11 protein-coding genes are annotated in these 12,748 nt (G+C 74.6%); 9 read left to right on the top strand and 2 right to left on the bottom strand.

Annotated features, from left to right (window positions below; genetic code table 11):
- The first annotated feature begins 49 nt into the window (after positions 1–49).
- The 5 genes from ACFRQN_RS08995 to ACFRQN_RS08975 are packed head-to-tail and all read left to right on the top strand — an operon-like array spanning position 50 to position 5,739.
- Positions 50–1,306 (top strand): acyl-CoA dehydrogenase family protein, encoded by a 1,257-nt coding sequence (locus tag ACFRQN_RS08995; protein WP_049650263.1) that lies wholly within the window; start codon positions 50–52, stop codon positions 1,304–1,306.
- 19 nt (positions 1,307–1,325) lie between these two features.
- Positions 1,326–2,447 carry a DegT/DnrJ/EryC1/StrS family aminotransferase gene (locus tag ACFRQN_RS08990; RefSeq protein WP_380739367.1) on the top strand — a complete coding sequence of 374 codons (1,122 nt, stop codon included), beginning with the start codon at positions 1,326–1,328 and terminating at the stop codon, positions 2,445–2,447.
- Between the two features lie 58 nt (positions 2,448–2,505).
- Positions 2,506–3,768 carry a methyltransferase domain-containing protein gene (locus ACFRQN_RS08985; protein ID WP_380739365.1) on the top strand — a complete coding sequence of 421 codons (1,263 nt, stop codon included), beginning with the start codon at positions 2,506–2,508 and terminating at the stop codon, positions 3,766–3,768.
- 60 nt (positions 3,769–3,828) lie between these two features.
- Entirely contained in the window at positions 3,829–4,428 is a 600-nt protein-coding gene (locus ACFRQN_RS08980; protein WP_380739363.1) for a dTDP-4-dehydrorhamnose 3,5-epimerase family protein, read from the top strand.
- 36 nt (positions 4,429–4,464) lie between these two features.
- Entirely contained in the window at positions 4,465–5,739 is a 1,275-nt protein-coding gene (locus ACFRQN_RS08975; RefSeq protein WP_380739361.1) for an RNA polymerase sigma factor, read from the top strand.
- A 55-nt stretch (positions 5,740–5,794) separates the two neighbouring features.
- Here the strand turns inward: ACFRQN_RS08975 and ACFRQN_RS08970 are convergent, their stop codons facing one another.
- A complete protein-coding gene (locus tag ACFRQN_RS08970; protein ID WP_380739359.1) occupies positions 5,795–7,084 on the bottom strand; it encodes an activator-dependent family glycosyltransferase in 1,290 nt (429 codons plus the stop codon).
- A gap of 170 nt (positions 7,085–7,254) precedes the next feature.
- Here ACFRQN_RS08970 and ACFRQN_RS08965 point away from each other — a divergent pair, with 170 nt between their 5' ends.
- The 3 genes from ACFRQN_RS08965 (at position 7,255) to ACFRQN_RS08955 (ending at position 10,386) form a co-directional block, all read left to right on the top strand.
- Positions 7,255–8,208 carry a putative sugar O-methyltransferase gene (locus tag ACFRQN_RS08965; protein ID WP_380739356.1) on the top strand — a complete coding sequence of 318 codons (954 nt, stop codon included), beginning with the start codon at positions 7,255–7,257 and terminating at the stop codon, positions 8,206–8,208.
- Positions 8,205–9,215, top strand: a complete 1,011-nt coding sequence (locus ACFRQN_RS08960) for an NAD-dependent epimerase/dehydratase family protein (protein ID WP_380739354.1) — start codon at positions 8,205–8,207, stop codon at positions 9,213–9,215. The genes ACFRQN_RS08965 and ACFRQN_RS08960 overlap by 4 nt, the downstream gene beginning before the upstream one ends.
- A gap of 253 nt (positions 9,216–9,468) precedes the next feature.
- Positions 9,469–10,386, top strand: coding sequence for a glycoside hydrolase family 19 protein (locus ACFRQN_RS08955; RefSeq protein WP_380739352.1), 918 nt, complete (start codon positions 9,469–9,471; stop codon positions 10,384–10,386).
- A 107-nt stretch (positions 10,387–10,493) separates the two neighbouring features.
- On the opposite strand, the gene ACFRQN_RS08950 is transcribed toward ACFRQN_RS08955, so the two are convergent.
- Positions 10,494–11,975 carry an APC family permease gene (locus tag ACFRQN_RS08950; protein ID WP_380739350.1) on the bottom strand — a complete coding sequence of 494 codons (1,482 nt, stop codon included), beginning with the start codon at positions 11,973–11,975 and terminating at the stop codon, positions 10,494–10,496.
- A 118-nt stretch (positions 11,976–12,093) separates the two neighbouring features.
- On the opposite strand from ACFRQN_RS08950, the gene ACFRQN_RS08945 reads away from it, so the two are divergent.
- On the top strand, positions 12,094–12,741 hold the full coding sequence (locus ACFRQN_RS08945; RefSeq protein WP_380739348.1) for a TetR/AcrR family transcriptional regulator: 648 nt from the start codon (positions 12,094–12,096) through the stop codon (positions 12,739–12,741).
- Positions 12,742–12,748 lie beyond the last annotated feature (7 nt).

Below are 12,748 nucleotides of genomic sequence, written 5' to 3'. Positions count from 1 at the left end.
CCGCCGGTGCGAGCGCGATGCCCGGCCGGAACGAAACGGGAGGCGAACTGTGCTGACGGAGGCCGCGAACGAGGCCGCGCGCCCGGACCTGTCCGCGCCGGTCAGCGAGGCGGGCCGCAGGCTGCTCGGCCTCGTCTCCGAGCAGGTGCCGGCGATCCGCGCCGACGCCGACGTACGGGACCGGACCGGCACCTTCCCGGTCGAGGTCTTCGAACGCTTCGCACGCGCCGGCGTGCTCGGGGGCACCGTCCCGGCGGAGCTCGGCGGGCTCGGCGTGGACCGCCTCCACGACGTCGCCCTGGCGCTCCAGGAGGTGGCCCGGGCCGACGCCTCGACGGCGCTCGCCCTGCACGTCCAGTTCAGCCGGGGCCTGACGCTGGCGTACGAGTGGCGCAACGGCAAGCCGGAGGCCGCGGCGCTCGCCGAGCGGGTGCTGCGCGCCATGGCGACCGGCGAGGCGCGGGTGTGCGGCGCCGTCAAGGACCCCCCGGGCACCGTGACGCGGCTGGAGCCGGACGGCTCCGGCGGCTGGCTGCTCTCCGGCCGCAAGACGCTGGTGAGCATGGCCCCGGTGGCCACCCACTTCTTCGCCTACGCCCTGGTCGAGGCGGACGGCCGCACCTGCCTCGCGGCGCCCCTCGTCGCCCTCGGCACCCCCGGCCTGACCGTCCTGGACACCTGGGACGGCCTCGGGATGCGCGCCTCCGGCACCTGGGACATCGCCTTCGACCGGTGCCCCGTACCGGACGCCGACGTGCTGGTGCGGGGCCCGGTCGGGGAACGCGGCGACGCCGCGCTGGCCGGGCAGACCGTCAGCTCGATCACCATGCTCGGCATCTACCTGGGCGTCGCCCGGGCCGCGCGCGACGCCGCCGTGGAGTGGCAGCGGGAGCGCCCCGGCGCGCCCGCCGCCGTCCGCACGCTCGTCGCCGAGGTCGAGGCCCGTCTGTACGCGGCGCGCGCCACCACCGCCGCGGCCCTGGCCGAGGCCGACGCGCTGACCGCCGGCGTGCCCGATCCGGCGGTGCGCGGCCCCCGGATGATGACGGCGTTCCAGTGCGCGAAGCTGACGCTCAACCGGCTCGCGCCCGACATCGTCAACGACTGCCTCACCATCGTCGGCGGCGCCTCGTACGCCGGGAGTTCGAGCCTGGCCCGGCTCTACCGGGACGTCCGGGCCGGGTGGTTCATGCAGCCCTACACCTACCCCGACGCCGTCGACCACCTCAGCGCGCGGGCGCTGCGCATCGACCGGGACGACGACTACATGAGCACCCGCGCCGCCCGCCCCGCCGGGCGGCGCTGACCCACCGAGGAGGGCGCAGATGACAACGCGGGTATGGGACTACCTTCCGGAGTACCGGAACGAACGCGAGGACCTGCTCGACGCCGTCGAGACGGTGTTCGGCTCCGGGCAGCTGGTGCTCGGCGCGAGCGTGCGCGGCTTCGAGGCGGAGTTCGCCGCCTGGCACGGGCTGGACCACTGCGTCGGGGTCGACAACGGCACCAACGCCATCGTCCTCGGGCTGGAGGCGCTCGGCGTCGGGCCGGGCGACGAGGTCGTCACGGTGTCCAACACGGCCGCCCCGACCGTGGTCGCGATCGACGCCGTGGGGGCGGTGCCCGTCTTCGTCGACGTGCGCGAGGACGACTACCTGATGGACACCGACCTGCTCGCGGCGGCCGTCACCGACCGCACCAGGGCGATCGTCCCCGTCCACCTCTACGGCCAGTGCGTCGACATGGACGCGGTGCTCCGGGTGGCGCGCGACCACGGCCTGGCGGTCCTGGAGGACTGCGCCCAGGCGCACGGGGCACGCCACCGCGGCCGGACGGCCGGCACCATGGGCGACGCCGGCGCCTTCTCGTTCTACCCGACCAAGGTGCTGGGCGCGTACGGCGACGGCGGGGCCGTGGTCACCCGCGACCCGGACACCGACCGCGCGCTGCGGCGGCTGCGCTACTACGGGATGGAGGAGACCTACTACGTCGTCGACACCCCCGGCCACAACAGCCGGCTGGACGAGGTGCAGGCCGAGATCCTCCGGCGCAAACTGACCCGCCTGGACGCGTACATCGAGGGCCGCCGGAGCGTGGCGCGCCGGTACGAGGAGGCGCTCTCCGACCTCGCCGCCCCCGACGGCCTGGTGCTGCCCCGGACCACGCCCGGCAACGAGCACGTCCACTACCTCTACGTGGTGCGCCACCCGCGGCGCGACCTCGTCCTGAAGGAACTGCTCCGGCACGACATCGCCCTGAACATCAGCTACCCGTGGCCCGTCCACACCATGAAGGGGTTCCGCCACCTCGGCGTGGGCGAGGGCGCGCTGCCCGTGACCGAGCGGCTCGCCGGCGAGATCTTCTCGCTGCCGATGTACCCCTCGCTGCCCCCGGACCTCCAGGACCGGGTGATCGAGGCCCTGCGCGAGGTCCTGGCCGGGCTCTGACCTCCCGCTCCCCCGCGCCCGCAGCCGTGCCGACGACGATGACGATGGAGGCCCGACGATGACCGACCGGATCGACACCGCGCCGCCCGCCCCGCCCGCCCCACCGCACCCGTGCCGGATCTGCGGCGCGGCGACAGAGGAGTTCCTCGACCTCGGCCGCCAACCGCTCTCCGACGCCTTCCCGGCGCGGACGCCCGTCGCCGACGAGTTCTTCTACCGGCTCCGGGTCGCCCGCTGCACCGCCTGCACCATGGTGCAGCTGGTCGACGAGGTGCCCAGGGAGCGGATGTTCCACGAGGACTACCCGTACTACTCCTCCGGGTCGGCCGTGATGCGCGAGCACTTCGCCCGCACCGCCGGCGGGTTCCTGGCCTCGGAACTGGCCCGCGACGGCGCGTTCGCCGTCGAGATCGGCTGCAACGACGGGGTGATGCTCCGGACCGTCGGCGAGGCCGGCGTCCGCCACCTCGGCTTCGAACCCTCCCGCAAGGTCGCCGAGGTCGCGCGCGCAGCCGGCGTGCGGGTGCGCGGCGACTTCTTCGAGGAGGCGACCGCCGCCGACGTCCGGCGCGCGGAGGGGCCCGCCGACGTGATCTACGCGGCCAACACCATCTGTCACATCCCCTACCTGGAGTCCGTCTTCCGCGGCGTCGACGCACTGCTCGCACCCGACGGCGTCTTCGTCTTCGAGGACCCGTACTTCGGCGACGTCGTCGAGAAGACCTCCTTCGACCAGATCTACGACGAGCACTTCTACCTCTTCACCGCGCGCTCCGTCCACGCGATGGCCGAACGCTTCGGCTTCGAGCTCGTCGACGTCCGCCGACTGCCGGTGCACGGCGGGGAGATCAGGTACACCCTCGCCCGGCCCGGCACCCGGCGCCCCTCGCCGGCCGTGGGCGAGCTGCTCGCCCACGAGCAGGAGCGGCGGCTCGCGGCCCCGGACACCCTGCGCGGCTTCGCCGACGCCGTGGCGGCGGTCCGGGACGACCTGCTCGCACTGCTCACCCGGCTCCGCGACGAGGGCCGCACCGTGGTGGCCTACGGCGCGACCGCCAAGAGCGCGACGGTCGCCAACTACTGCGGCATCGGCCCCGACCTGGTCTCCTTCGTCTGCGACACCACCCCGGCCAAGCAGGGCCGCCTGACCCCCGGAACGCACATCCCGGTGCGCCCCGCCGAGGCGTTCGCCGACCCGTACCCGGACTGTGCGCTGCTCTTCGCCTGGAACCACGCGGACGAGATCATGGCCAAGGAGACCGGTTTCCGCGAGGCCGGCGGCCGGTGGATCCGCTACGTCCCCGAGGTACGCGTCGACTGACCGCGGCCCGCCCGGCCGGGGAACGGCCTTCCCCGGCCGGCCCGCGAGGAGAGGAGTGCCATGGACGTACGGGAGTTGGCGGTCGAGGGCGCGCTGGAGTTCACCCCGCGCGTCTTCCCCGACGACCGGGGGGAGTTCCTGTCCGGCTACCAGGAGGCGGACTTCCGCGCGGCCACCGGGAGGACGCTGTTCGCCGTCCGACAGGCCAGCCACAGCCGGTCGCGGAGCGGGGTGCTCCGCGGGGTGCACTACACGGCCACCCCGCCCGGCTGCGAGAAGTACGTGACGTGCCCGCGCGGGCGGGCCCTGGACGTCGTCGTCGACCTGCGGGTCGGGTCCCCGACCTTCGGGCGGTGGGACTCCGTCGAGCTCGGCTCGGACCGGTACCGCGCCGTGTACCTGCCCGTGGGCGTGGGGCACCTGTTCCTCGCGCTGGAGGACGACACCGTCGTGTCCTACCTGCTGTCACGGGAGTACGTCCCGCGCAACGAGCTGGCGCTGTCGCCGTTCGACCCCGCGCTGGCCCTGCCCGTCCCCGAGGCGTCCCGGACGCTCCTCTCGCCGCGCGACCGGGACGCGCCGTCGCTCGCCGAGGCCCGCTCCGCCGGGCTGCTGCCCGACTACCGGGAGTGCCGGCGGGCCGGGTCCGGAGGGCGGTGATCGGCTAGCCTGGACCGCAACGCTGGGGAGGTCCGGGTGGCGGTCGTCGTCGAGGAACTGCTGCGCCGGTCGGCGCCGCGCGCGCTCGGCCTGCTCACCCGCCGCCACCCCACGCAGTTCGACCACTGCGAGGACGCCATGCAGGAGGCGCAGCTCGCCGCGGTCGTGCAGTGGCCGAGGGACGGGGTGCCGGACAACCCGGTCGCCTGGCTCCTCACCGTCGCCACCCGCCGCCTCCAGGACGTGATCCGCAGCGAGAGCGCCCGGCACCGGCGCGAGGCCGTGGTGGTGGCCCGGTCGGCCGCCGGCGAGCCGGCCGTCCCCCCGGCCGACGAGGCCGGCCCGGGCGACACCGACGACACCCTGCGCCTGCTGTTCCTCTGCTGCCACCCCGAGCTCTCGCCGCAGGCCCAGGCCGCGCTGACGCTCCGTGCGGTCGGCGGGCTGACCACCGCGGAGATCGCCCGTGCCTTCCTGGTGCCGGAGGCCACCATGAGCCAGCGGATCCGGCGGGCGAAGCAGCGGGTGAAGGAGGTCGGGGGCGGGTTCCGGATGCCCGTCGGCGAGGAGGGCGCCGCGCGGGTGCAGGTGGTCCTCCAGGTGCTGTACCTGATCTTCAACGAGGGGCACACCGCGTCCAGCGGGTCGAACGTGGTGCGCCCGGACCTGACGGCGTGGGCGCTGCGCCTGGTCCGCGACCTGCACCGCGCCCTGCCGCAGGAGGGCGAGGTGGCGGGGCTGCTCGCGCTGATGCTGCTGACCGAGGCCCGGCGGGACGCCCGCTCCGCACCGGACGGCGCGCTCGTCCCGCTCGCCGACCAGGACCGCACCCGGTGGGACCGGGACGCGATCGCGGAGGGGGTCGCCCTGGTGGCCCGGACCCTCGAACGCTTCGGGCCCGGCCCGTACCGGTTGCAGGCCGCGATCGCCGCCCTGCACGCGGAGGCGCCCGGCGTCGCGGAGACGGACTGGCCGCAGATCCTGATGCTGTACCGCATCCTGGAGCGCATCGCGCCGAGCCCGGTGGTCACGCTCAGCCGTTCGGTGGCGACGGCCATGGTCCACGGCCCGCTCGCCGGGCTGGAGGTGCTCGCCGAGGTCGCGGACGACCCCGCGCTGGCGCAGAACCACCGGGTCGACACCGTCCGGGCCCATCTGCTGGAACTCGCGGACCGCCCCGCCGAGGCCGGGGCCGCCTACGAGGCCGCGGCGCGGCGCACCGAGAGCGACCCCGAGCGGCGCTACCTGCTGGCGCAGGCGGAGCGGGTCCGTCAGCCGGGCGGGTCCCGGGGCGGCCCGGCCCTGCGGTGAGCCGGCGGCCCCGGGGCGGTGCGGTCCGCGGCGGCCCGGCGGACCGGTGCGGGGGTCAGGCCGGGTAGCGGTGCTTGGCGGTGAGCCCCTCCAGGACCGGGACGAGGTCGTGCGGGCTCGGCAGGGCGGCCGACTGCTCGGACACCCGCGCGGCGCCCTCCCGGAAGGCCGGGTCCTCCAGGACCCGCCGCAGCTCGGAGCGGAGCAGCTCGCCGGTCAGCCCGTCGGCGTCGGCGACGTAGCGGCCGGCGCCCTGCTCCTCCAGCCCGGAGGCCATCGCCACCGGCCCCCACCACTTCTCGCTCCAGTACACGTTGGGCACGATCAGCTGCGGGACGGCGTGTTCGACGGCGGCCGCGAAGGCCCCCGCCCCGCCGCTGTGGATGACGGCCGCGCAGGTGGGCAGGAGGTCGTTGAGCGGGACGAAGTCGACCACCCGCACGTTGTCGGGAACGCGGAGCCCCGGCGGGAGTTGACCGGGGGCGAGGGTCGCGACCACCTCGACGTCGAGGTCCGCGATGGCCTCGAAGACCTCGCGCGGCGAGGCGGACACCCCGTGGCCGCGGCCCTCCCGGTGCGCCAGTCCGAGGGTGAAGCAGACCCGCCGCCGCTCAGGGCGCCGGTACACCCAGGACGGCGTGGTGCTCGGGCCGTTGAACGGGACGTGCCGCATCGGGACGTACGGGATCCCGGCCGGACGCCAGACCCAGGTGGGCATCGGGAAGACCGTCCACTGCCCGAGGACCGCCTCCTCGTCGAACTCCACGCCGAACCGGCCGAACACCGGCTCCAGCCACTCCCGCAGCGGATCGACGCCGTCCCAGTCGGAGCCCTGCGCCCGCCACTGCGCGCGGCAGGCCGTGCGCAGCTGGCCGAGCCCGTCCGCGCCGAACAGCATGCGGGCGTGCGCCGCCCCGACCCGGCGGGCGGCGGGCGCGCCCGAGAGGACGAAGGTGTCGGAGACGACGAGGTCGGGGCGCCACAGCTCGGCGAACGCGACCAGGTCGTCGAAGGACGAGTCGGGGTTGAAAAGCGTCCGCCAGCCGGCCGCGTTGGAGGCCAGCTCGGCGGTCGGGTCGCCGAGGGGGTAGTCGCTCTGGTGCGACTTCCGGCCCCCGGCCGGCGCCGCCGGGGCGCGCTCCGGCTCCGACCGCGCCATCAGGTCCCCGAGGTCGACCTCCTCGCCGATCGGCACGGGCGTGAGCCCGGTGCGGACCACGTCCTCGGTCAGGCGGGGCGAGCAGGCGACCCGGACCTCGTGGCCGGCCGTGCGCAGCGCCCAGGCGAGCGGCGTCTGCACGTAGAGGTGCGAGCGGAACGGTGCGGTGACGAACAGTACGCGCAACGGGCCCTCCGAGCTCGGACGAATCCCGGTGATTCTGGCACCGCGGCGGACGGCCGCACTTCTCGCGGAGTGCTGTGTTCGGGGCGGCGGGGGCGGCGGACGGCCGGGCCGGCCGGGAACAGCACGATCGAGGAAGCCCCCGTCGGCCGGTCCTCCTAGCATCGGCAGCCATGGATGACAGGTACGCCCCCAGCGCACTGTGGGAATACAACAACTCCGTCAAGGTGACCGAGCAGGGCGTGGCCGAGCTCGGATCCTTCAAGTCCGAGCCGGTGAACTTCAAGCTCGCCCTCTGGGATCCGCAGGTCAACGGCGTCCGCTACCTCAAGGCGCTCATCTTCGAACTCGCCACGCGGCTCACGCCGGAGAACCGGTCCCGCCTGCGCCGGATCCGCGGCCGCGAACTCGGCTCGCCCATCACCGTGACCCACGACGGCGACCGGGTCTGCATGGACTACCTGCTCGCCGTCCACGAACTGGACTTCATCTCCCGCCACCTCCCGCTGGACGGCGCCCGCGTCCTGGAGATCGGCGCCGGCTACGGCCGGACCTGCCACGCGATCTTCGCCAACCACCGCGTCGAGGAGTACTGCATCGTCGACCTGGCCCGCGTGCTCTCGCTGTCGCGGGCGTACCTCGGCAGGGTGCTCGCCCCCGAGGACTTCGCGCGCGTCAGGTTCGTCCCGGTCGACGACACGGACGACCTGGACCGGGCCCTCGGCGGGAGCCGCTTCGAACTCTGCCTCAACATCGACTCGTTCGCGGAGATGCCGCCCGGGACGGTGCTCAACTACCTCGACCTGGTCGACCGCCGGTGCGCGGCGCTCTACGTGAACAACCCGGTCGGCAAGTACCTGGAGAAGGAGCTGGACAACCACGCCCAGGGCGAGGAGGTCGTCCGGATGGCCCTGGCGACCGGGCTGCTGCGGGACGTCCTCGACATCCACGACAGCCGCGCCGTCGAGGCGCTGGCGCCGAAGTTCCTCTCGTCCTACCGCCCCGGGCCGCGCTGGGAGACCGTCGCCGACGGCGGGGCCGTCCCGTGGAGCTACTACTGGCAGGCGCTGTACCGGCGGTCCGACGCGGGAGTCGGCACGGCCCGGCCGCCGGCCGACACGGCGTGAGCGGCCCCGCCGCGGCGGCGCGCCGCCCCCGCGTCACCGTGCTGGGCGCCTCGGGCTTCGTCGGCTCCGTCGTCCTCGGGGCGCTCGCCGGGCGGCCGCTCCGGCTGCGTGCGGTGGCCCGGGGGGCGGTCGCCGTGCCGCCCGCCGGGCGGGCCGAGGTCGAGGTGGTCGCCGCCGACGTGACGGACCCCGAGGCCCTCCGGGCCGCCGTCGCCGGATCCGACGCGGTCGTCCACCTGGTCTCGCACCGCGCGGGGTGGCGCGGCGCCGGCCAGCCCGAGGAGGCGCTGGGGCGGACCAACGCCGGCGTGATGAGCTCGCTCCTGCCGGCCCTCCGGCAGGAGCGCGCACGGCGCGGCGGCGCCCCCGTGGTCGTCCTGTTCGCCGGTTCGACCTCGCAGGCCGGGCCGGACGCGCCGATCCCGGTCGACGAGTCCGCGCCGGACGCCCCGGCCAGCCCGTACGACCGCCAGAAGGCGGCGGCGGAACGGGAGTTGCTGGCCGCCACGGCCGAGGGCGCGGTGCGCGGCGCCTGTCTGCGGCTGCCGACGGTCTACGGCCGCGGCGCACCGGCGGGGCGGGGCGACCGGGGGGTGCTGGCGACGATGGTGCGCCGCGCCCTGGCCGGGGAGCCGCTGACGATGTGGCACGACGGCTCCGTGCGGCGCGACCTGCTCCACGTCGACGACACCGGGCGGGCCTTCCTGGCCGCCCTGGACCGGCCCGACGCGGTCGCCGGCCGGCACTGGGTGCTCGGCACCGGGCACGGGGAGCCGCTCGGGCGGGTCTTCCGGGCGATCGCCGACGGCGTCGCGGTGCGGACCGGCCGTCCCGCCGTGCCGGTGGTCTCCGTCCCCCCGCCGGAGCACGCGCTGCCGACCGACCTGCGGAGCACCGTCGCGGACTCCTCGCGGTTCCGCGCCGCGACCGGATGGCGCCCGCTGATCCCGCTGGACGCCGGACTCGCCGACCTGATCGCCAACCTCGCGGACCTCGCGGACCTGTGACCACCCGGGCCGGCCTCCGCACGCCCCACCGCCCCGGCGCCGCCCACCGCGCCGCTCGCGGGGGCGTCTTTTGCCCGGAACCCCTTGACAGGTATAGACCACTCCGCTTGAGTCTGGGGCAGCCCCGCACCGGCCCGCACCCCTGTCGGCCCGTCCCCCACGACGTGCCCCCACCCCGCGGGGCCCGGCTCCCCTGCCCCGACGTCCCTACCTCCACGACCCTGCGGCCCCACACCGCACAAGGGGTGATCAAGTGTCTACGAAACGCCTGCTCGCACTGCTCTCCGCCGTCGCCACGGCGCTGACGGTGCTCCTGCTGCTGCCCGCGACCAACGCCAGCGCCGCCGTCTGCGCCACGCCCTGGAGCTCCTCGGCCGTCTACACCGGCGGCGCCGCCGTCTCCTACAACGGCCACAACTGGCTCGCCAAGTGGTGGACCCAGAACGAGCCGCCCAGCACCGGCGGCTCCGGCGTCTGGTCCGACCAGGGCGGCTGCGGCACCGGCCCGAGCCCGACCGCCACGCCGACGTCCACCGGCACCCCGAACCCGGGCGGATTCCCGGTCAGCCAGGCCCAGTTCAACCAGATGTTCCCGAACCGGAACGCCTTCTACACCTACCAGGGCCTGATCGACGCCCTCGCCGCCTACCCCGCCTTCGCCGCCACCGGCAGCGACACCGTCCGCAGGCAGGAGGCCGCGGCCTTCCTGGCCAACGTCAACCACGAGACCGGCGCCCTGGTCTACGTGGTCGAGCAGAACACCGCCAACTACCCCCACTACTGCGACACTTCGCAGCCGTACGGCTGCCCGGCCGGGCAGGCCGCGTACTACGGGCGCGGCCCGATCCAGCTGAGCTGGAACTTCAACTACAAGGCGGCCGGCGACGCCCTCGGCATCGACCTGCTGCGCAACCCCAACCTGGTGCAGACCGACCCGGCCGTCGCCTGGAAGACCGCGCTCTGGTACTGGAACACCCAGAACGGGCCGGGCACCATGACCCCGCACAACGCGATCGTCAACGGCTACGGCTTCGGCGAGACGATCCGCAGCATCAACGGCTCGCTGGAGTGCAACGGCGGCAACCCCGCGCAGGTGCAGAGCCGGATCGACGCCTACCAGCGCTTCACCCAGCTGCTCGGCACCGTGCCGGGCGACCACCTGGGCTGCTGAACCCGCACGGGCCCTCCGCGGTACGTCACCGCGGAGGGCCTCGGCGGCGCTGCCGCGTTCCCCGGGCCTGGTCCCGGCCCCGGTCCCGGCGGAAGCCACCCGGGGCCTCAGCCGGTGGCGCCGCCGTCCTCCTCCCGGACCGGGTCGGGCATGGTCCAGCGGTCGGCGCGGCGGGGGTGGAGGTAGGCGTAGTAGTAGGCGTAGCCGACGGCCGTCATCCCGACCGCGATGGCGATCGGGCGCCAGTCGGCCCGCACCGACTCGTAGCCGACGTAGAGCATGATCGCGACGACGCCCAGCGGGACGTACGGCCAGCCGCGCATCCGGTAGGGGGCCGTGGCGGTGGTCCCCCTGATCCGGCCGGACAGCGCCGACAGCGCGACCAGGACGTAGACCACGACCAGGGTCGAGCCGGTGGCCAGGATCAGCGTGTCGAGCGAGACGAGCCAGCCGACCAGCAGCGTGGCCACGCCCATGGTCAGGGTCGCCGCGAGGGGCGTGCGCAGCCGGGGGTGAACGGAGGCGAGCGGGGCGCCGACCCGGTCCGGCCAGGCCCGGTCGCGGGCCGAGGAGAAGAGCAGCCGTCCGCTCTGCAGCATGATCGCGATGACCGCGTTGACGACGGCGACGGCGATGCCCAGGCTGACCACCGTGTTGACGGTGGAACCGGCCCGCTCCAGCAGGAAGTAGCTCATCGGTGAGGCCGCCGACATCAGTCCGCTCATGCTCGGCGTGCCCAGCAGCACCCCGACCAGCGGCAGGCACTCGGCGGCGACGGTGATCCCCAGCGACCAGAGCACCACCCGGCCGATCGAGGACGCCCGCCTGGTCTCCTCCGCGAAGTACACGGCGGTGCCGTAGCCGTTGTAGGCGAAGATCGCGGTGGTCGTGAACGAGGCGACCAGCCCCCAGGACGCCCCGACCAGCACGTCGCCGCCGGCGCTGCCGAGCGCCTGCGGGGTCCACAGCACCGAGACCGGCTGGTCGACGTGGACGAAGCCGAGCACGGCCAGCACCGCGACCGCCGCCAGTTCCAGGAGCAGGAAGACCCCGGTGACCCAGGCGTTGGTGCGGATGTCGAGCACCGCGACCAGCGAGGCCAGCGCGATCACCGCCAGCCCGGTCCCCTTCCCGTCCAGCGCGCTCCAGAGCACGCCCAGGTAGCCGCCGGTGCCGAGGGCGATGACGGCGGTGACCAGCACCCCGCCGAGCAGGCTGAGCGCGAACAGCGCGAACCCGGTGGACCGACCGAGGGTGCGCGCCGCGAAGGCGTACTCGCCCCCGGTGACCGGGAAGGCGCTGGACAGCTCCGCGTAGCAGAGCGCCATCAGCACGCCGACCGCCGCCGCGAGGGCGAAGGCCACGGCCGCCGCGCCGCCGAGGCCCCGGATCACCGCCGGCATCACGATGAACACGCTGGAGGCCGGGGTCACCGAGGAGAGGGTGATCAGCATGTTCTCGCGCAGGCTGAGCGAGCGGGAGAGGTCCTGGGCGTAGCCGGCCGACGGCGCGGAGCCCGAGGCGGTGGGGCCGGCGGCGGCAGTGGCGGGGTCGGTGGCGGCGGGGTCCGTGGCGCGGGGATCGGCCATCGTGCTCCTTCCGAGTCCATGAAACTTCGTCGGAGTTCTTTGGCACAGAAGTCAAAGTTCTGCGATAGTTCCACGTCAAGAGGTACGACGTGATCCGACATCAGTGACAAGGAATGCGATGGCCCGAGCAAAGAACCAGGCCGCCCGCCGCGAACAGCTGGTCCTCGCGGCCACCGAGGCCGTCGGACGGCACGGCCTGGCGCAGCTGCGCGTCGCCGACATCGCGGACGCCGCCGGCGTCGCCCGGGGCTCGGTCAGCTACTACTTCAGCGACATCGGCGAGCTGCTCCAGCAGGTCTACCAGCGCGCCGCCGACCGCTTCTTCACCAGCCGCAGCGCCGTCGCGGCCGCGCTGCCGGACGCCCGCGACAAGCTCGTGGCCTGCGCCCGGCTCGGCCTCCCGGACGGCCCGGACGACGAACTCGCCCTGGTGCTGTACGAGTTCAGCTCGGCCACGCACGACAACCCGGTCTACTCCGCACTCGCGCAGAGCCTGTTCGACCGTCAGGTCGCCCTCTACGCCAGCATCCTGGAGATCGGCCGGACCCAGGGCCACTTCGAGCCCACCGGGCCGGCCCTCGACCTCGCCGCCAACCTGGTCGTCCTGGAGGACGGCTACGGCCTGCACATCGTCTCCCGCAACGCCTCGCTCACGCCCGAGCGCTCGCTGGAGCTGCTGCTCGGCTACGCCCGGACGGCGACCGGCTGCCTGGACCTGCGCCCCGACCGGGCGGTGGACGGCCCGGCCGCGCGCCCCCGCGACTGACCTCCCG

Origin of the sequence: Kitasatospora sp. NPDC056800 (genome assembly GCF_042789775.1) — a bacterium.
In the GTDB taxonomy this organism is placed as follows: domain Bacteria; phylum Actinomycetota; class Actinomycetes; order Streptomycetales; family Streptomycetaceae; genus Kitasatospora.
The sequence above is the reverse complement of the archived record's forward strand: the minus strand, read 5'-3'. Positions and strand labels throughout refer to the sequence as shown.

Coding starts and splice junctions, on each gene's coding strand:
- ACFRQN_RS08990 (WP_380739367.1), top strand. CDS start 1,326: ATGACAACGCGGGTATGGGACTACCTTCCGGAGTACCGGAACGAACGC.
- ACFRQN_RS08985 (WP_380739365.1), top strand. CDS start 2,506: ATGACCGACCGGATCGACACCGCGCCGCCCGCCCCGCCCGCCCCACCG.
- ACFRQN_RS08980 (WP_380739363.1), top strand. CDS start 3,829: ATGGACGTACGGGAGTTGGCGGTCGAGGGCGCGCTGGAGTTCACCCCG.
- ACFRQN_RS08945 (WP_380739348.1), top strand. CDS start 12,094: ATGGCCCGAGCAAAGAACCAGGCCGCCCGCCGCGAACAGCTGGTCCTC.
- ACFRQN_RS08950 (WP_380739350.1), bottom strand. CDS start 11,975: ATGGCCGATCCCCGCGCCACGGACCCCGCCGCCACCGACCCCGCCACT.
- ACFRQN_RS08965 (WP_380739356.1), top strand. CDS start 7,255: ATGGATGACAGGTACGCCCCCAGCGCACTGTGGGAATACAACAACTCC.